15 protein-coding genes and 1 pseudogene are annotated in these 17,805 nt (G+C 38.2%); 5 read left to right on the forward strand and 11 right to left on the reverse strand.

The features are described 5' to 3' along the window. Positions 1–146: 146 nt before the first annotated feature. Together AC0IWE_RS13510 and AC0IWE_RS13515 are read right to left on the reverse strand one after the other, a co-directional pair. Positions 147–737 (reverse strand): porin family protein, encoded by a 591-nt coding sequence (locus AC0IWE_RS13510; protein WP_055915085.1) that lies wholly within the window; start codon positions 735–737, stop codon positions 147–149. 12 nt (positions 738–749) lie between these two features. Then, positions 750–1,046 carry a hypothetical protein gene (locus AC0IWE_RS13515; protein WP_055915088.1) on the reverse strand — a complete coding sequence of 99 codons (297 nt, stop codon included), beginning with the start codon at positions 1,044–1,046 and terminating at the stop codon, positions 750–752. Between the two features lie 129 nt (positions 1,047–1,175). Between AC0IWE_RS13515 and AC0IWE_RS13520 the strand changes: the two genes are divergently transcribed. Continuing rightward, entirely contained in the window at positions 1,176–2,333 is a 1,158-nt protein-coding gene (locus tag AC0IWE_RS13520; RefSeq protein WP_471793448.1) for a tetratricopeptide repeat protein, read from the forward strand. On the opposite strand, the gene AC0IWE_RS13525 is transcribed toward AC0IWE_RS13520, so the two are convergent. From AC0IWE_RS13525 to AC0IWE_RS13545, 5 genes and pseudogenes are all read right to left on the reverse strand, one after another. Continuing rightward, complete coding sequence (locus AC0IWE_RS13525) at positions 2,330–2,791, reverse strand: DUF4268 domain-containing protein (RefSeq protein ID WP_471793449.1); 462 nt, start codon at positions 2,789–2,791, stop codon at positions 2,330–2,332. The genes AC0IWE_RS13520 and AC0IWE_RS13525 overlap by 4 nt on opposite strands. Positions 2,792–2,958: 167 nt before the next feature. Then, positions 2,959–5,607, reverse strand: coding sequence for a family 78 glycoside hydrolase catalytic domain (locus AC0IWE_RS13530; protein ID WP_471793450.1), 2,649 nt, complete (start codon positions 5,605–5,607; stop codon positions 2,959–2,961). A gap of 167 nt (positions 5,608–5,774) precedes the next feature. Next, entirely contained in the window at positions 5,775–6,359 is a 585-nt protein-coding gene (locus tag AC0IWE_RS13535) for a riboflavin synthase (protein ID WP_055915101.1), read from the reverse strand. A gap of 126 nt (positions 6,360–6,485) precedes the next feature. After that, a pseudogene (gene accC / locus AC0IWE_RS13540) lies at positions 6,486–7,998 on the reverse strand (acetyl-CoA carboxylase biotin carboxylase subunit). 115 nt (positions 7,999–8,113) lie between these two features. Then, positions 8,114–9,136, reverse strand: coding sequence for a threonine aldolase family protein (locus AC0IWE_RS13545; protein WP_463493030.1), 1,023 nt, complete (start codon positions 9,134–9,136; stop codon positions 8,114–8,116). Between the two features lie 220 nt (positions 9,137–9,356). Here AC0IWE_RS13545 and AC0IWE_RS13550 point away from each other — a divergent pair, with 220 nt between their 5' ends. Beyond that, positions 9,357–10,211 carry an N-acetylglucosamine kinase gene (locus AC0IWE_RS13550; protein ID WP_471793451.1) on the forward strand — a complete coding sequence of 285 codons (855 nt, stop codon included), beginning with the start codon at positions 9,357–9,359 and terminating at the stop codon, positions 10,209–10,211. Positions 10,212–10,395: 184 nt separating this feature from the next. Here AC0IWE_RS13550 and AC0IWE_RS13555 read toward each other — a convergent pair whose 3' ends face one another. Then, a complete protein-coding gene (locus AC0IWE_RS13555) occupies positions 10,396–11,085 on the reverse strand; it encodes an NUDIX hydrolase (RefSeq protein WP_051692040.1) in 690 nt (229 codons plus the stop codon). Positions 11,086–11,196: 111 nt separating this feature from the next. On the opposite strand from AC0IWE_RS13555, the gene pfkA reads away from it, so the two are divergent. Genes pfkA through gap form a run of 3 tightly spaced genes read left to right on the forward strand, consistent with a single transcriptional unit; the run spans position 11,197 to position 14,033 of the window. Then, on the forward strand, positions 11,197–12,183 hold the full coding sequence (gene pfkA, locus AC0IWE_RS13560; RefSeq protein ID WP_055915113.1) for a 6-phosphofructokinase: 987 nt from the start codon (positions 11,197–11,199) through the stop codon (positions 12,181–12,183). Between the two features lies 1 nt (position 12,184). Further along, on the forward strand, positions 12,185–13,027 hold the full coding sequence (locus AC0IWE_RS13565; RefSeq protein ID WP_471793452.1) for a hypothetical protein: 843 nt from the start codon (positions 12,185–12,187) through the stop codon (positions 13,025–13,027). Positions 13,028–13,034: 7 nt separating this feature from the next. Next, the gene (gap, locus tag AC0IWE_RS13570) at positions 13,035–14,033 is read left to right on the forward strand and encodes a type I glyceraldehyde-3-phosphate dehydrogenase (protein WP_029280245.1); all 999 of its coding nucleotides are present in this window, start codon (positions 13,035–13,037) and stop codon (positions 14,031–14,033) included. 1,755 nt (positions 14,034–15,788) lie between these two features. Here gap and AC0IWE_RS13575 read toward each other — a convergent pair. From AC0IWE_RS13575 to AC0IWE_RS13585, 3 genes are all read right to left on the reverse strand, one after another. Beyond that, positions 15,789–16,148 carry a Crp/Fnr family transcriptional regulator gene (locus tag AC0IWE_RS13575; protein WP_471793453.1) on the reverse strand — a complete coding sequence of 120 codons (360 nt, stop codon included), beginning with the start codon at positions 16,146–16,148 and terminating at the stop codon, positions 15,789–15,791. 191 nt (positions 16,149–16,339) lie between these two features. Beyond that, positions 16,340–16,645: a hypothetical protein gene (locus AC0IWE_RS13580; protein ID WP_471793454.1), complete on the reverse strand. Its 306-nt coding sequence runs from the start codon at positions 16,643–16,645 to the stop codon at positions 16,340–16,342. Between the two features lie 166 nt (positions 16,646–16,811). Continuing rightward, positions 16,812–17,783, reverse strand: coding sequence for a PorP/SprF family type IX secretion system membrane protein (locus AC0IWE_RS13585; protein WP_471793455.1), 972 nt, complete (start codon positions 17,781–17,783; stop codon positions 16,812–16,814). Positions 17,784–17,805 lie beyond the last annotated feature (22 nt).

Below are 17,805 nucleotides of genomic sequence, written 5' to 3' on the forward strand. Positions count from 1 at the left end.
AAACGATTATATCGTTTACGATACAAATGTAAACATCTATTTTTAAAATGCAAATTTTATTGCCAAAACTTATTTAATTAAAATGTTGGGCACAAAAAAGGTGTTCATTATTACATGAACACCTTTTAAATTTTTGACGAGTAAGCTTACAAAATCCTATAACCTAAGCCAACTGTAAACAAGTTTAGCTTGGTACCAGGATAACCGGCTTTATTAATTTTTGATAAACCAAGTTCGTAACGTGCATCAAAGCTTAACTTTTTAAGATCCAAGCCTGCACCGAACTGCCAGGCCAAAGCCTGGTTTTTAAAATCGGCTCTGAAAACATTTCCAGCAGCCTGACCAAAACTTTGGTTTTCATCCAATATTAAGGAAAACATTGGTCCGGTGTTTAATCGAAGACCAATACCAGCGGCACCAAATTTAGTACCTACCAATAAAGGAACATCCAAACTTGTAAAACGAACTTTATTTACTTCTCCCGTTGCATCACTTACCAAATCTGCTTTCTTACCTGAAACATAAAGTTCTGGCTGGAAATAAACACCTGCCGCTCCAACCCTGGCCCATAAGCCACCGTAAAAACCAGTACGGTTGTTACTGTTAAAAGTGTTTTCACTATCAAATTTCGAAAAATTTGCACCAGCTTTAATGCCCAGCTGGAATGATGGCAATACCTGTGCGCTGGCAAATAGGCCAACAAGCAAAAAGGCAACGGTTAAAGATAAAAATTTCATATGCGTTTAATTTTAGCTGGTGGCATTGTTGATCGCTTCCTGTTCTTTTAAGGCGTCAACATTGTTTTTATCACCAAAGTTTTGTGTTTTACCTGCAAAGTAATCTAAAATTCCTGAAATAGTATCTAAGTTATCAGCTAAATTTTGATGTATATCTGGTAGGTCTTTTTCTAAACGGCCATCACCAAGTTCAATATTATCAACTTCGATTTTTCCAATTTTCTGAATAAGTGCCTGTTGAGAGTTTTGTAAATCTTCCAATTCACGCACAATCTTCTCCATTAATTCAAACTTCTTTAAAGTGTTCATAGGTCTTATTTTTTAGTTCAACTATTTCTTATAAACCCACAGCCACTCATTTTGTTTTACACAGCATTTTTTTAACAGATAGATTTGGAATTACCAAAAACAACTAATAAATTAGTTTGATAATTAATTATGATGAAAAGACTTTGCTATTTATTGATTTTTGTTTGCTTGCATCAAGTAACTTTCGCACAAACGGCCGCTGTTGTAGATAAGGAAAAACTATTTGAATTTTATCAAAATCAACGTTATGCCGATGCTGGGCAGTATCTAAAAGAGATTTATGGTGAAAATATAAATGATATCAAAATCCTTAATCAGATGGGGTATTGCTTTTTAATGGGAGGTAACACTGTTGAGGCAGAAAAATTTTACACCAGGGCCTATGCACTTCAACCACAAAATCTTCCCGTTCTTTTCAGTCTCGGCAACATCAGTACAAAGAGGGGAAATACCGAAAAGGCCAGGCGCTATTATGGAGAAATTCTTAAAATTGACACCAATAACTTTAATGTACACAAACTAATGGCAAATCTGTACAGTTCGCCAAAAGATGATTCGATAAAACGCATATATCTTTTAAAAGCAAACCAGATCAATCCAATTGAAGGTGATGTGGCAACCGACCTTGCAGAGGTACTTTCCAACTATCAGGAATATGAGAAGGCTTACAGTGTACTTGATATTGCCATTAAGGGTGACAGCGATAACCTGGTATTGCAACGTACAAAACTGCCCATTGCCAATCAGTTAAAAAAATACGCTGAGGTAATAGCCGCAGGAGAAAAATTATTAAAAGATGGTGCCGATGCGGGGGTAATAAAAGATGTAGCAAAGGCTTATTATTACACCAAAAAATATCAGAAGGCAATTGATCTGTTTAAATTACTGGAAGCAACCGCTATGCAAAATGAGGCCACTTTATATTATACCTCACTCAGTTACCGGGCAATAAAAAATTATCCTTTGGCAGCTAATTATACCAAAAAAACAATTGATGAGGCTATTTCGCCAAATACCTCCAGTTACTATTCACTTTTAGGGCTGGTTTATGAAGAAAACAATCAATTGACGCTCGCAAACGGAGCTTATAAAAAAGGGCTGCAATTTAAAGCGAACGCTACCTTATATTACCGCCTTGCAGTATTTTACGATACCCGGTTAAAACAAGGTAAAAACGCCCTTAAATATTATAATCTTTATTTAAAAAGCAAACCGAGTTTAACGGATGATAAGGAAGAAATCAAGTTTACCAAAGATAGGATAGCGCAATTAAACCTGACTGATTAAACCAGATCCTCGAAAACAGGTTTTACATTATCCCAAAATTCATCAAGTGCAATCATCCTGGGCTTAAAAAAGGAAATCAGTTCCGGCCAGTGCTGTTGGTTAAAAATGCTCACCCCGGTAATGCTGATGGAAATCTGAGATACTGTTTTACCGAAATCATCGTCGGCATCTCTTATCCAATCCCATTCTTCGCCAACCGTTTTGGTAAACAGCAGTTTAAATTCTTCGAACTGTTCAAATATGAGGTGCCTGATATCGGCATCTGAATGCGAAAGTTGAATGCTGATAAAAGCCTTTTTATTGTCGACATCCATTTTAAAAAAGATGTTCTTCACCCCTGTTTTGTAATTTGTCCAATTTACAGTAGAACCACTTGCAGAAGGAACAGGTTTCATGTATTGTCCGAAACTGATCCAAAATTGTTGACGTAAACGGGCTGATTCTTCTTTACTGTACATTTAATTTTTACTGCATCTGATGGAAAGTGCATCACAATTCAATTAATCTGTCTCCCCTTTAGCCTGTCGGAACGCCTGATCATGCATTTAAGCAAGTCCTTCGACAGGCTAAAGGAGACAAATTTGTATGTTGATACAACTTTCTGTGAAGCCGCAATATTAAGCGATTAATATTTATATTCAAAATGATAGCTGCCAGAGCCAATCTGTTCTTTTTTATCGCTTTTTGGCAAAACGACGGTTGCAGAGGCATTTGGCGGAATCGTTACATCAAGTTTAAAAAGGCCATCGGCAATTGTCCATGATGATTTAACAGCCCCATAAACAGTTTCCAGTTCAGCAGATGCAGCTGTTAATTTTCCACCTGGCCGGGGCGCAATAACAACCGATTTATAGCCCGGTTGATCTGCTACCGTGTTAATGCCGGCAATATTTTTATACATCCAGTCGCCAATAGCACCATATGCATAGTGGTTAAAACTATTCATATCTGCCGTTTGAAAAGATCCATCTTGTTTGATGCCATCCCATCGTTCCCAAATGGTGGTGGCCCCCATTTTTACAGGGTAAAGCCATGAAGGGTAGCTTTCCTGCATTAAAAGATCATATGCAACATTTTCATGCCCAAAGCGGCTTAGTACATGGCATAGGTATGGGGTGCCCAAAAAACCTGTTGTTAAATGATTTCCGTAATCTCTTACATTATCTACCAACCTTTGAGCAGCCTGCGCACGCAGATTTTCGGGCAGCATATCAAACTGTAAAGCTAAAACATAGGCCGTTTGTGTATTCGAAATCAATTTGCCGCTCGGCGTCATATTTTCTTTGATATAAGCGGCTTTTATCTGTTCGAGCAGCGTAGTGTATTTGGCCACATCATCAGCTTTGCCCAAAACTTTTGCAGCATTTAGCAACAATTGTGTGGAGTGTGCATAAAAAGTTTGAGCGATCATGTATTTATCGGTAACAGCAGCACGGCCGTCGTTATCATCATTAGGGCGGTAAAACAACCAGTCGCCAAAGTGGGACCCAGTATTCCAAAGGTTGTTTTTTGATACAGATGTGATATAATCGACCCACTTTTTCATGCTGCCATATTGCGTTTCCAGTATGCCTTTATCACCATAAGCTATATACATATCCCAGGGGATGATCGTGGCTACATCTGCCCAGCCGGCCGATCCGGCATCACTTTGATTTAGCACATTGGGTACCACAAAAGGTACACTCCCGCTAGGAAGCTGATCGGCAGAAACATCTTTCAACCATTTGGTAAAAAAGCCCGATACATCCATATTGTAAGCGGCCGTTGTTGCAAAGGCCTGCGCATCACCCGTCCAGCCCAAACGTTCGTCCCTTTGAGGGCAATCTGTTGGTACATCAACAAAATTTCCTTTTTGCCCCCATGAAATGTTGTGTTGCAGCTGGTTTAAAAGTGCATTGGAAGTGCTAAATTTTCCGCTGGTTTTCATATCAGAATAAACAGCCACAGCGGTGAGGTTTTCGAGTTTAAGTTCGCCCGGATAACCTTCAATTTTAACATACCTAAATCCCTGAAATGAAAAATGTGGCTCGAATACCTGTTCGGTTTCACCCTTTAAAATATAGTTATTCTGCTGTTTGGCCGATCGAAGGTTAGTGGTGTAAAAATTGCCTTCTTTGGTTAATACTTCTGCATGACTGATGGAAATTTTTGTCCCGGCAGCACCTTTTGCTTTCACCATTACCCAGCCTACCAAATTCTGCCCAAAATCAACAACAGTTTCTCCAAGTGGGGTTTTGAATATTTTCAAGGCCTTAAATTCTTCATGTTTAATTACTTGCGGCCCACTCATTCCGATCAGTTTCTCTGGTCCGCTGGCTAATTCCTGAACTGGTTTCCAGCTGGCATTTTCTTTAAAACCGTAAGTATTCCAACCCGCAATTTCCAATCTTGCATCATAGGTTTCTCCATCATATATGTTTGATGAACGTATTGGCCCGTAAGCGGTTTTCCAACTGTTATCAGTGATAAAGGTCTCTTTGCTTCCGTCGTTATATTCTACTTCAAGCTGTAACAATAAAGCCCTGGTATCGCCATAAAACTGCTTTTGGTTGGCAAAACCTATCCGGCCTTTATACCATCCATCGCCAAGCGAAACACCAATTACGTTCCCACCTTTTTTCAATGATTTTTTAATATCGTAAACCTGGTACTGAATGTGGTCTTTATAACTCGTCCATCCTGGTGCAAAATATGCATTTCCCACACGCGCGCCATTGATGTGGGCCTCATATAAACCTTTTGCAGTAATATATGCCATTGCAGATTTAACTTCTTTTTTGAGCGTAATTTCTTTTTTAAAAAGCGGACTTGCCAAAGCAGTATCCCTTCCTTCTACAGAAATCCATTTCGCGCTCCAGTCCTCAGGTTTTAAGCCTGTTTGAAAATACTGAACCGGAGACCATGCAGAAGTGTTTCCATGATTATCCTTTACCCTTACCTGCCAGTAATACTTGGTTTTTGAGGAAAGTGCAGGGCCATTGTAGGCAACAAGCACAGATTGATCGTTATTAACAGCTGCTTTCCATAAAACCCGATCAATTTTTGCTGAGGTACCCAGTCTTATTTCGTAATTATTCTGTTTGGTATTTTTGATATCCGAGTTGATCTTCCAGCTAAACCTGGGTTTTGGATTATCAATACTAAAAGGATTTACTAAATGCTCAACAGTTAAATCTCTTACTGAAATTTTCTGTGCAAATATTTGTGTGGTAAATAACAACAAAAATGCAGTGTTTAGCACTGCAAATGAGTGACGGAAAATCTTGTTCATAAATGGTTAGCGTTAATTTTTAGTCTTAACACCACGATATTGAGAAATATTATCCGCTCAACCATCCTGCACTGTCATGAAAAATTAAGCGTTACATCTACGCCAATAAGCACCTAAAAAACTAATTAACAGTTAATTATTAAATAAAAAATTAATTAAAATTAATGTTAGCGGTTCATTAAACGGGCTACATATTTTCCAATGATATCGAACTCTAAATTTACAGTATCGCCAACTTCAACTTCCTGTAAATTGGTATGTTCAAAAGTGTAAGGAATGATGAATACTGAAAACTCATCATCTGCCGAATTTACAACCGTTAGGCTGATTCCGTTTACGCAGGCCGATCCTTTCTCCACGGTTACATTTCCGGCAGAAGCATCGTATTTAAAACGGTATTCCCAGCTTCCATCCAGTTCTTCGCGTTTGATACAAACCGCAGTCTGGTCTACATGGCCCTGCACAATGTGCCCGTCCAAGCGTGCATTCATCTGCATACAGCGCTCCAAATTAACCTTGCTGCCTACTTTTAAAGCATCAAGATTGGTTTTGTTTAGCGTTTCATCTATTGCCGTAACAGTATGTGTTCCATCATTTAATGCCACAACAGTTAAACAAACTCCGTTGTGCGCAACGCTCTGGTCTATTTTCAGCTCATGGCTGATGGATGATGAAATGGTAAAATGAATGTTTGTGTGATCGTTTTTAATGGCGGTAACCTCGCCAAGTGTTTCTATAATTCCTGTGAACATTTATAATGTATTTTTTTTTCATCGTCATTCCCGCGCAGGCGGGAATCTTAATCCTCAATACAAATCCTGCTGAGGCATCGCGATTCCCAATCAAGTTGATAATGACGATCGCGCTAAATCTATTTGTTAATATTTCAATCTATTTTTTCTCCAGTCTGAAGTTTTTTTAACCACGCCACCTCCTACCGTAACCGCTTGTTTACTAAAAAGTTGTGCAGCGATCAACGCAGCGATCAGTGCTTCTGTTTCATCCTGTACCTTCAAATTTTCAGCTTTAAAGTATTTCCCTACAAAATGGGTATCAAAGTTGCCACTTTTAAATGCTTCGTGCTGCATTACAAATTTACCAAAACCCAAGGTAGTTTCTATCCCGGTAATATCATATTCGTCAATGGCCCTAACCATACGTTCAATGGCCTCTTCCCTGTTTTTACCATAAGTAATCAGCTTGGCGATCATCGGATCATAATAAATCGGAATTTCCATGCCCTGCTCAAAGCCATCATCAACCCTTACGCCATTGCCTTTAGGTGTATTATAGGTTTGCAGGGTACCGATATCGGGAAGGAAATTATTCGCCGGATCTTCTGCATAAACCCTGAGTTCAACCGCATGACCACTTATTTTTAAATCTTCCTGAGAAAAACTCAATTTTTCGCCCGAAGCGATTTTAATCTGCTCTTTTACCAGATCAATACCTGTAATCAGCTCCGTTACCGGGTGCTCCACCTGTAAGCGGGTATTCATTTTCCAGGAAAAAGAAATCCAGGTTTTCATCCAGAATGAATTCTACTGTACCTGCCCCGGTGTAATTTACCGAACGGGCCACATCTACAGCACACTTACCCATCTGCTGCCTTAATTCTTCAGTTAAAACAGATGAGGGTGCTTCTTCCACCACTTTCTGATGACGGCGTTGCACGGAACATTCCCGTTCAAAAAGATGAACAATACTGCCATGGGTATCGCCCAATACCTGTATTTCGATGTGCCTTGGCGAGGTAACATAGCGTTCGATAAAAACCGCGCCATCACCAAAGGCTGAAGTAGCCTCACTAACGGCAAGCTGCATCTGCTCTTCAAAATCATCAGCACGCTCTACAATCCGCATTCCTTTTCCGCCACCACCTGCCGCAGCTTTAATCAAAATTGGAAAGCCAACCTCGATAGCGCGTAGTTTTGCCTCATTTACATCCTCAATGGCTTCTTCTGTTCCAGGCACCATCGGAATGTTATATTTTAATGCCGCAGCCTTTGCCGATAATTTATTACCCATCGTTTCCATGGCCTGCGGAGATGGACCGACCAAAATCAACCCTGCATCAGCAACCTTTTGTGCAAAACCGGCATTTTCAGATAAAAAACCATAACCTGGGTGAATGGCTTGGGCACCTGTTAGTTTGCAGGCATCGATAATTTTTTCACCAACCAGATAACTTTGATTGGAAGGTGCTGGTCCGATAAAAACTGCTTCATCCGCATAACGAACATGAAGTGCATTCCGGTCGGCTTCAGAAAAAACAGCTACGGTTTTTATTCCCATTTCCTTTGCAGAACGCATAATGCGCAAAGCAATTTCACCACGGTTAGCGATGAGCAGTTTTGAGATTGGAGCTAGAGGTTTGGAGGAATCAGGCATTTTGGTTAGACTTTATATATATTCAGATTGAGCGATGAGCCATCTGACTATTGACCATAAACTATAAAACTATTGAATAAAAATCGGACTCCCGTTTGCCGGCTTCCGACTGCACCTACAAATGTAATATTATTTCAATAGCCTGATCGATCATTTCGGCACTGAGATCCAGGTGTGTTACCAGGCGGACGGTACTGGCACTCGTGGTATTGCAATGCAGGCCCTTCTCTTTCAACTGGTGTACAATTTTTTCTGCTGAACCTTTTTCCACTTCAAAAATGACAATATTGGTCTCAACAGGCATTACCGATTTTACATATTTTGCCGAGCTTAATGCATCGGCCAAGGCTTTTGCATGGGTATGATCATCCTTTAAACGCGTTACATGATTATCGAGCGCATAAATGCCTGCAGCTGCTAAAAACCCTGCCTGACGCATTCCGCCACCAAAGGCTTTCCTGATTTTCCGCGCTTTATGGATCATTTCCTTATTACCAAGTAAAACTGATCCTACCGGTGCGCCCAGTCCTTTAGATAAACAAACTGAAATACCATTAAAATACTTCCCATATTCAAAGGCCTGATCTCCGGTTGCAACTAAAGCATTAAAAATGCGTGCACCATCCAGATGTAGCTTTAATCCCTTTATATTACATAAGTGATGAATCGGCGCAATCTGAGCCAATGTATAACAGCTTCCGCCACCCTTATTTACCGTATTTTCTAAAACCACCAAACTGGAATTGGGGTAATGAATATTGTCTTCATTAATTTCAGGCTCAATCAGCTCCGGAGTTAAAATACCGCGTTCGCCGTGCAACAGCCTGACCGATGCTGCCGAGTGATAGGCAATACCTCCGATTTCGTAACGGTAAACGTGGGCAGTCTGATCGCAGATTACCTCATCCATCGGCTGGGTAAAACACTTAATGGCTATCTGGTTGGTCATTGTACCGGAAGGACAAAATAATCCGGCTTCCATATTAAAGGTAGCAGCGAGTTTTGTTTCCAGTGCATGCACGGTTTCGTCTTCCCCAAAAACATCATCTCCCACTTTTGCATTCATCATGGCCTCCAACATTCCGGCGGTTGGCCTGGTTACCGTATCACTCCTGAAATCTAAAAATCTGTTGTTCATTATGCTATCTTGTTGTAAAATATTGCTGACGTTTAAAAAAAAGACCAATGCCTTTTCTGGTATAATTTTAAGGTTTTTCGCGGATTAAACACCCTATATAGTGTATTTTTTACACACTTAAAATCACACAACAACAAATTGTTAAAAAATTATTAAAAAAAAGGATACAAAATATAAGAGTTTTTATACTTTTATCGTGCTAAAACCAAAAATAAATAAAATGATAGTAATTGCAGACGGTGGATCTACCAAAACAAATTGGTGTTTGATTAACGAGGCCGGCAGAAAAATTTACTTTAACACCGAAGGTTACAATCCATATTTTTCAAAAGGAGAGTACATTGTAAAGTCTTTGAATGAGACTCTTCCAGACCACTTGGAAAGAGAGAAATTAACAGCAGTTTATTACTACGGCGCCGGTTGTTCTACACCTGCAAACGTAAAAATTGTGGCTGATGCCATGCAACAGATTTTTACCAATGCAACCATATTTGTAGGTCATGATTTACTTGCCTCTTCTAGGGCACTTCTTGGAAACGAGCCAGGATTTGCTGCTATATTAGGTACAGGAACCAATTCATGTTTGTACGACGGATCTGAAATTACCATGAACATCGATTCATTGGGTTACTTCCTGGGTGATGAAGGTAGCGGTTCGTATATCGGTAAACGTATTTTAAGCGATTACATGAAAGGTTACATGCCAAAAGGTTTACGTGAGGCTTTTTACGACAATTACGCTTTAACCAACGAGGATATTTTCGATAACATTTACAACAAGCCATTGCCGAACCGTTTCTGCGCGAGCTTTAGTAAATTCTTATACGACTTTAAAGATAACTACGAAGATTATGCTTTTGCAACCATTGATTATGCCTTTACTGCATTTTTCGAAGCCCTGGTAATCCACTATCCAAACTACAAAGACCATAAATTAAACTGTGTGGGTTCTGTAGGTTATAGTTTCCGTGATATTTTAAGTATTGTAGCAGACCGTTACGAAATGGGTGTGGGTAAAATTATCCGCTCACCTATAGATGATCTGGTTCATTATCATCTTGGAGCTAGCGCCTAAGGCATAGTTTCAGTTTGGAGTTTCCAATGCTGAATCCCTAATTGATCTGAACTCAGATTATACAAAAAATCCCCGGTTTTAAATTTAAAACCGGGGATTTTTATATTTATAAAAGGCCGTTTGCTTGGTCTTTCATTGCACTGCGATTTCAAATCCCAGTTCACAGATCTCTTTTCTCAGCCCGCTAAAACGAAATTTCCTTACCAAAAAGCTTTGCGTATTTACGTTTATCAAAGCGGTACAAAGTAGCGGCACGATAAGAAACCCCTTTCTGTTTTTCATCCAGCTCTTTTAATACGCCAAAACTTACAATCTTCTTTCTGAAATTTCTTTTATCAAGTTTTTTACCAAGCACCAATTCATATACATGCTGCAATTGGGTCAAGGTAAATTTTTCTGGCAGAAGTTCAAAAGCGATGGGCTGATGTTTAATCCGCCTTTTGATTTTTTCTAAACCTTTATCGTAAATTTTCTGGTGATCGAAAGCCAGTTTAGGCAGATCGGTTATAGGCAGCCAATTGGCACGTTTTGCATAAGTACTAATCGGGCGTAGTTCCTTATCACCACCTAAACGGATCAAAGCATAGTAAGCCAAAGTAATTACCCTACCCTGAGGGTGCCTGTGCGGATCGCCAAAAGCGTAATATTGCTCCATGTAAATACCGCGTAAGCCGGTAAGTTCGTATAAAATGCGTGAGGCAGACTGATCTAAACTCTCATCAGGACCAACTATATTACCGGGCAGTGCCCACCAATCTTTAAACGGTTCTTCATTCCTTTCAATGAGCAAGATTTTTAATTCCTTACCATCAAATCCAAACAAAACGCAATCTATAGAGAATACAGAATCTAAGTGGGGTAAAATTTGTTCCAAAGTAAAATTTAGTTATTTTAAGCAGATAAAGGTATGACTTTCAATATTAAGTAAAAAAAATAAAATAAATTACTTAGTGTAAAAAATACACACTATATTCGTATTATAAAGATGGAGCCAAATATAAAAAATATAGCTGTACTAACTTCTGGAGGCGATGCCCCAGGAATGAATGCCGCAATCAGAGCTGTTGTTCGTACCGGAATTTACCATGGCATTAATATGTTCGGGGTAATGCAAGGCTACCAGGGTTTAATTACCGACAACATAAAACCTATGGACGCCCGTTCTGTAAGTAACATTTTACACTTGGGCGGCACCATATTAAAAACAGCACGCTGTTTAGAGTTTAAAACAGACGAAGGTCAACAGATTGCATATAATAATTTAAAGAAAAACGGTATCGACGGATTAGTGGTAATCGGTGGTGATGGAACATTCACCGGAGCAAAGCGTTTTTCTGAAACTTTTGGAGTTAAGGTAATCGGTATACCGGGCACAATTGATAACGATTTAGTAGGATCGGATTTTACATTAGGTTACGATACGGCAATAAATACAGTAATCGAGGCCATCGACAAAATCAGAGATACTGCCGATGCGCACGACCGCCTGTTTTTTATAGAGGTAATGGGCCGCGATTCTGGATGTATTGCATTGAGAAGTTCGATTGCCAGCGGTGCCGAAGCAGTGTTATTGCCTGAAAAGGAAACCAGTGTAACCGAATTGATTGAAAAGCTTGCGCTCGGTGCAGCAACAAAAAAATCGTCGAGTATTGTTATTGTAGCCGAAGGCCATAAACAGGGCGGTGCATACGACATTGCCAAAAGGGTAAAGGAAACTTTTGATCATTATGATACCAAAGTAACCATACTTGGCCACCTGCAACGGGGCGGTAGTCCGAGCAGTTTCGACAGGATTTTAGGCAGCCGTTTAGGATTTGCGGCAGTAAATGCGTTAATTGCGGGCGAAACGGAGCAAATGGTTGGTTTAAAAGGAAATGAAATAAAATTAACCAGCATAAGAGAGGCTTTAACCGCTCATTCTTTTAAACTCGAGCCTGATTTAATGGAAATGACAGAAGTACTTTCAATATAATATGGTAGCAGTTGTTTATAGCGGATCAAAAACAGCATTCTGGAAAATAACCCAAAATGGACAGGTTGTTGCACACTGCAATACTACCGGCTTAAACCCCTGCTTTGTTGATCCTAAAACGATCTTACAAATCTTAAATAAAAAAGTTGCCCTGGTCAACAATGCAGAAAATATTAAGAAAATTTATTTTTTTGCAGCCGGAGCATCATCAGCAGATAGAAAAGAAGAGCTGTCTAAAACATTGGCTTCATTTTTTAAATACAGTAAAATTGTTGTAGAAAATGATCTTTTCGGAGCTGCTAAAGCTGCCTGTTCCGATCAACCCGGTATTGTAGGGATGTTGGGCAGCGGTGCACACTGCGCTTACTTTGATGGTAAAAAGCCAGTGAACAATAACTTTGGCTTGGGCTATATTTTAGGCGATGAAGGCTCTTCAAATTACTTCGGAAAAATTTTGCTTAAAGAATTTTTAAGCCTTAAAATGCCGAAAGATATTGAAACCAAGTTTTTGTTGACGCACAATTTAGACCGTCCACAAATATTAGAACGCATTTACAATAAGCCTCAGGCCAATATATTTCTAACCTCCTTTTTCGATTTCATTACCCAAAACAGCAAACACGAATACATCCGTGGGCTGATTGATCAAGGATTTGAAAAATACATGGAAACTTATGTTCTTCCGATGGCAGAAAAATATAACGACCGCGAAATACATGTTGTAGGCAAGGTTGCTGCTGAGCTCGAAGACCGCTTAAGGTTTGTGGCTGAGAGATACGATATAAAAATTAAAAGCATTATTAAAGAACCAATACAAAATTTATTAAAACATTACATTAATTAACAAAACAATGAGCAAAATTGGAATAAACGGCTTTGGCCGTATCGGCCGCTTGGTTTTCAGAGCCGCATTAAAAAGAGGATTGGATATTGTAGCGATTAACGATTTGATCGAGCCAGATTATATGGCATACATGTTGAAATATGATACTACCCACGGTAAATTTGATGGTACTATCGAAGTTGTTGATGGTAACTTAGTTGTTAACGGTAAAACTATCCGTGTTACTGCAGAAAGAAATCCTGCTGATTTAAAATGGGATGCTGTAGGTGTTGAAGTTGTAATTGAATCTACAGGTTTATTTTTAACACGTGCTGATGCTGAAAAACACATCGCTGCGGGTGCTAAAAAAGTTGTTTTCTCTGCTCCGGCTAAAGATGGCGATATCCCTACTTATGTAATGGGCGTTAACCACCATAAATTAACTGCAGATCAGACTATTGTTTCGAATGCATCTTGTACTACAAACTGTTTAGCACCAATTGCCAAAGTATTAAACGATAACTTTGGTATTGTTGAAGGTTTAATGAGCACAATCCACGCAGTAACAGCAACTCAAAAAACAGTTGATGGTCCTTCTGCTAAAGATTGGAGAGGTGGCCGTGGTGGTTTCTCTAACATCATCCCTTCATCTACAGGTGCTGCAAAAGCAGTAGGCATGGTTTTACCTGAATTAAAAGGTAAATTAACTGGTATGTCTTTCCGTGTTCCTGTTGCTGATGTTTCTGTAGTTGATTTAACTGCACGTTTAGAAAAACCAGCTACTTACGAGCAAATCAAAGCTGCTATGAAAGCTGCTTCTGAAGGTGAATTAAAAGGTGTATTGGCTTATACTGAAGATGAAGTTGTATCATCTGATTTCATCGGTGATGATCACGCTTCTATCTTCGATGCAAAAGCAGGTATCTCATTAAATGATAATTTCGTTAAAGTTGTATCTTGGTACGACAATGAGTGGGGATATTCTTCTGCATTAGCTAAATTCGTAGAATATTACGCAAGTTTATAATATAAAAAAGCGCTAAGCGCTTTTTTATTCAATTAAAAGGCAACATTAATCAAATAATGTTGCCTTTTTGTTTTGAAGATGTTTTTCACCTATAAAAAATATTTTATTAAGGCCATTAAAAATATTTTTTAATCAAAAAGATCACTGAAAAACACATAAAAAATTAAATTAGGTTATAAAAGCACCTTAAAAATTGATAAAAATCATTTTTAAACCAAAAATTGATAGGATTTGACTATATCATATCATAATTTGACAATATTTAACAATTAGTTAACATATTTTTGCCTTATATTTGCAATACAGTCGTTTTAAACCCCAATATCTTCAAGAAAAAGATCGGTAAATAAAAAATGACAAAAAAAATACTTAAAATTTTCTTAGTGTATTTTTTACACTATCAAATTTTTTACTATATTTGTAGAGTAATAAACGGAACGATGTTTATCACCACTAAAAAAGATAAATCATTTTCCTGAGAAACCCCGGTTTAGATGGAAGATTAAAGACAAAGCCTGGCTCATAACAGGTTTATATTTGGTTAGAAAAAAGAGACAAGTCTGGATAGATTGTCTCTTTTCTTATTTTAAGGGTATTTGTATCGCAAATCATGAACTACCCTTCCTTATACTTAAAATTTTAGATTTCCTTCCCGAGCTTTCATCATATTTATCTTTCAATCATTTTTTCCGAATTTACTATCATAACACTTAAGTCTATTCAGCTTTTTACTTCAGCTTCTTAAAAATTCAATTCTTGTTACTACAGCTATTCCTTATAGAATCTTTTTTCTAAAATCCATATAACTATCGGCCTTAAAATTACCAAACCATCAAATGGCATGGAAACTTCGAGCAAGGGTTTCATAGGCGAATATTATAATGATGGCATTCAAAAACCTAGCTTTAATAATTTTACCCATAAAAAAAGGGCGTAGCCACTGGCTACACCCTCTATCTAAATTAACGCTCTCAACTATGAAGTTGATATAAGGCTCTCACCCCTTATAGGGAACAATATTACTACAGAAAGATTAAGATTTGATGAAGATTTGAATTTAAAAGCATAAAAATATTAATCTTCGCCGCAGCTTCCATACGATGGCTGCCAGTTACAAGATTTTTTATACTCCAGCACTGCTATTTCAGTTAAATCTGCTGTTCAACGGTTTTCACAGTCAAACCTGACCGAAAAAGGATATCTCCAGATGGCTGATTAAGATATTGCTCCAGGCTATCCCAGAGCGGTTCATTCATACCTAACTGAGTATTATTTTTCGATTTCCAACCACTTCCCAAGTTTTTTCCATGGGATGGATAATATTATCATTAAAAATCCAAGTAAGAGTTCCATATTTAAATATAATAAAACTTATTGTAATAAACCTAAAAATGGCCGGTTGGCCTAAATAAAGAAGCCTCCCTTAATAGAGAGGCTAAAAGTTTAATCTAAATCGTCCCGTTGATTTAATTTTTACTTACCCAAATCTAAATACAAATGATGTAATTAAGACATCAAATTTCATCTTGTAAATCAATATGTAAATATGTATAATACTATGTAAACATAGGTTTTACTTATTTACAGTGCATTAACATCAAGCCATTTCTTTAACCAGCTTACTGCGGATGCGGCTCAATGTTTCTAAACGCATACCAAGATAGCTCGCAATACAGCGGAGCGGAACTTTAGAAACATCAAAATGATTCATTTCCAAAAATTTCTCATATCGCCTTTCTGCCGACGGAATCCGGGCTATAATGGCGCGTCAGAAGCGGCATGGTATTGAAGTGCTAAAATTTTTCTACCTATAATGTTGGTTTCGTGGTAGTTTTCGTAAAGCTTATCAATCAGCAGGTTAGGAATTGCAACCAATTCTGAATTTTCCAATGCTTGTAAATACTCTATAGATGGTTGAATATTTTCTTCCGGATGCTGAATGGCACCAACAAATTCGTTTCCTAAACTAATCCATGTGGTAATTTCTTTGTCGTCATCTTTAATAAAACCTCTAACGATACCTGTTGCCACAAAAAAAACATAATCATTGTTGTCAATCGGGGATAAAATGTATTTATTTTTTTTGACTAGCAGTGGTTTTACATTTTTTTCCATTTCCTGGATAAATCCAGGCGTTATCGAACATAAAGTGCTGAAATAATTCAATACAGCATTAACCAGAAATTGCTTTCGCGATTCAAGCATACAAACAGGGATAGACTTTAGACCCCTAATTATAGCGAATTCTGTTGAAACATTAAAATAAAGTCGATTATTGAGACAATTGTGCTGTTAAAAGCATGTTATCAAGCGATTTGTTTGATATTTTTAATAGCAATCTGATTAATCCATGTAAAAATCCTAAGCTTCTTCTCATCAAATGACGAAAAACCGGAGAAAACTTCCGCAAAAGTCTGAATTAGAATTGTTTTTGCTGTTTCCTCATCATTTATCTTTCTGATAATTGATCCGTAAATGGCCGCCGAATATTGTGAATAGAGTATTTTGAAAGAAGTACTATCTTGATTTCTCAAACTTCTGAAAAGTATTTCCTGATCAGACAGCCATACCTGTAAGCCCTCATTTTGGTTTTGATCTTCAATACGATTCATTGATACATACATGATAAACTGATAATAAAGGTTTAACATGCTGAGGCATCATTTGTTTAGTAAACCATCTAATAATCAAACAACTAAATAGAGTATTCCAAAAAGCACTATCTGTAATAAGTATTATTTATATTTCTTTTCTATAACCAATGTTCAGCGTTTGGTGTTAAAAATAACATTTAGGCCTCCGGCTTTTTGCCGTTTGAAGGTAGTAGCCGATAGAGATTTCATGTGACCCGTAATCATAATTGCCTAATTTATTTAAACTGTAATCGTAACCATAACCGATGCGAAGGTTTTCGCGGACAAAAAATTCTGTAATCAGTCCGATAGCACTCCTTGCCCGTATGTCGCTCTGTAATTCTGGTTTTGGGTAAAGTTTAACTGATGTTCTGTATACACCGCCAAGCCATAATTTTTGTTTTATCATTAAAAAAGCATTCAAATCCAAAGATGTAGGCCCGTTAAGGTCATCTTTAATCAAAAAAGCAGGCTTGAACATAAAATCATTGTTTACCGGGAATACCATCCCGGCCGAAAGGTAAAAATGCGGCTTTGAAGTAATGCTAAGCAGATTGTTATCTCTAAAAACAGGCAGGTACTGACTTAGGAGATTATTAGCGGAGAAACCTATAAAAAACTTTTCGTTGGAATAATGAACCCCAGCCCTGATATCAGGAACCAGTCTGCTTTCATAACCTGTAGGAATTCTGTTATCTCCTGTTTCAGTAGGATCTAACAAACTTCCGTTCAGTCCCATTTGCATGATGCCCAATCCTACGCCAAAGGCCAGTACATTGGTTTCAGTGCGATCGAAGCTAATGCGGTAAGCAAAATTACCGGATAAGTTAAGTGAACTTTGGGCCCCGATCTTATCTTTTGATACCAACAGGCCAAGACCTAAACTTTCATCTTTAACGGCTTCATCGACAGATATTGACAATGTTTGTGGCGCACCTTGAATCCCTGCCCACTGTGCCCGTACAAATGCCTGCATATAAAGTTCTTCCTTATAACCTGCATATGCGGGATTGATGTATAGGCCGTTGAATACATACTGCCCGAATTGCGCATTCTGCTGTGCAAAAAGGCACAAAACAAATAAATTAAAAAATGCCGTTAAAATTATCTTTTTCATATCCTCACCTTTTAACTTGCGT

Source organism: Pedobacter sp. AC402 (assembly GCF_979252805.1).

Excerpts from the sequence above, each read along its gene's own strand:
- AC0IWE_RS13510 (WP_055915085.1), bottom strand. The coding sequence starts at position 737 with ATGAAATTTTTATCTTTAACCGTTGCCTTTTTGCTTGTTGGCCTATTT.
- AC0IWE_RS13515 (WP_055915088.1), bottom strand. The coding sequence starts at position 1,046 with ATGAACACTTTAAAGAAGTTTGAATTAATGGAGAAGATTGTGCGTGAA.
- AC0IWE_RS13520 (WP_471793448.1), top strand. The coding sequence starts at position 1,176 with ATGATGAAAAGACTTTGCTATTTATTGATTTTTGTTTGCTTGCATCAA.
- AC0IWE_RS13525 (WP_471793449.1), bottom strand. The coding sequence starts at position 2,791 with ATGTACAGTAAAGAAGAATCAGCCCGTTTACGTCAACAATTTTGGATC.
- AC0IWE_RS13530 (WP_471793450.1), bottom strand. The coding sequence starts at position 5,607 with ATGAACAAGATTTTCCGTCACTCATTTGCAGTGCTAAACACTGCATTT.
- AC0IWE_RS13535 (WP_055915101.1), bottom strand. The coding sequence starts at position 6,359 with ATGTTCACAGGAATTATAGAAACACTTGGCGAGGTTACCGCCATTAAA.
- AC0IWE_RS13545 (WP_463493030.1), bottom strand. The coding sequence starts at position 9,136 with ATGAACAACAGATTTTTAGATTTCAGGAGTGATACGGTAACCAGGCCA.
- AC0IWE_RS13550 (WP_471793451.1), top strand. The coding sequence starts at position 9,357 with ATGATAGTAATTGCAGACGGTGGATCTACCAAAACAAATTGGTGTTTG.
- pfkA (WP_055915113.1), top strand. The coding sequence starts at position 11,197 with ATGGAGCCAAATATAAAAAATATAGCTGTACTAACTTCTGGAGGCGAT.
- AC0IWE_RS13565 (WP_471793452.1), top strand. The coding sequence starts at position 12,185 with ATGGTAGCAGTTGTTTATAGCGGATCAAAAACAGCATTCTGGAAAATA.
- gap (WP_029280245.1), top strand. The coding sequence starts at position 13,035 with ATGAGCAAAATTGGAATAAACGGCTTTGGCCGTATCGGCCGCTTGGTT.
- AC0IWE_RS13575 (WP_471793453.1), bottom strand. The coding sequence starts at position 16,148 with ATGGAAAAAAATGTAAAACCACTGCTAGTCAAAAAAAATAAATACATT.
- AC0IWE_RS13580 (WP_471793454.1), bottom strand. The coding sequence starts at position 16,645 with ATGAATCGTATTGAAGATCAAAACCAAAATGAGGGCTTACAGGTATGG.
- AC0IWE_RS13585 (WP_471793455.1), bottom strand. The coding sequence starts at position 17,783 with ATGAAAAAGATAATTTTAACGGCATTTTTTAATTTATTTGTTTTGTGC.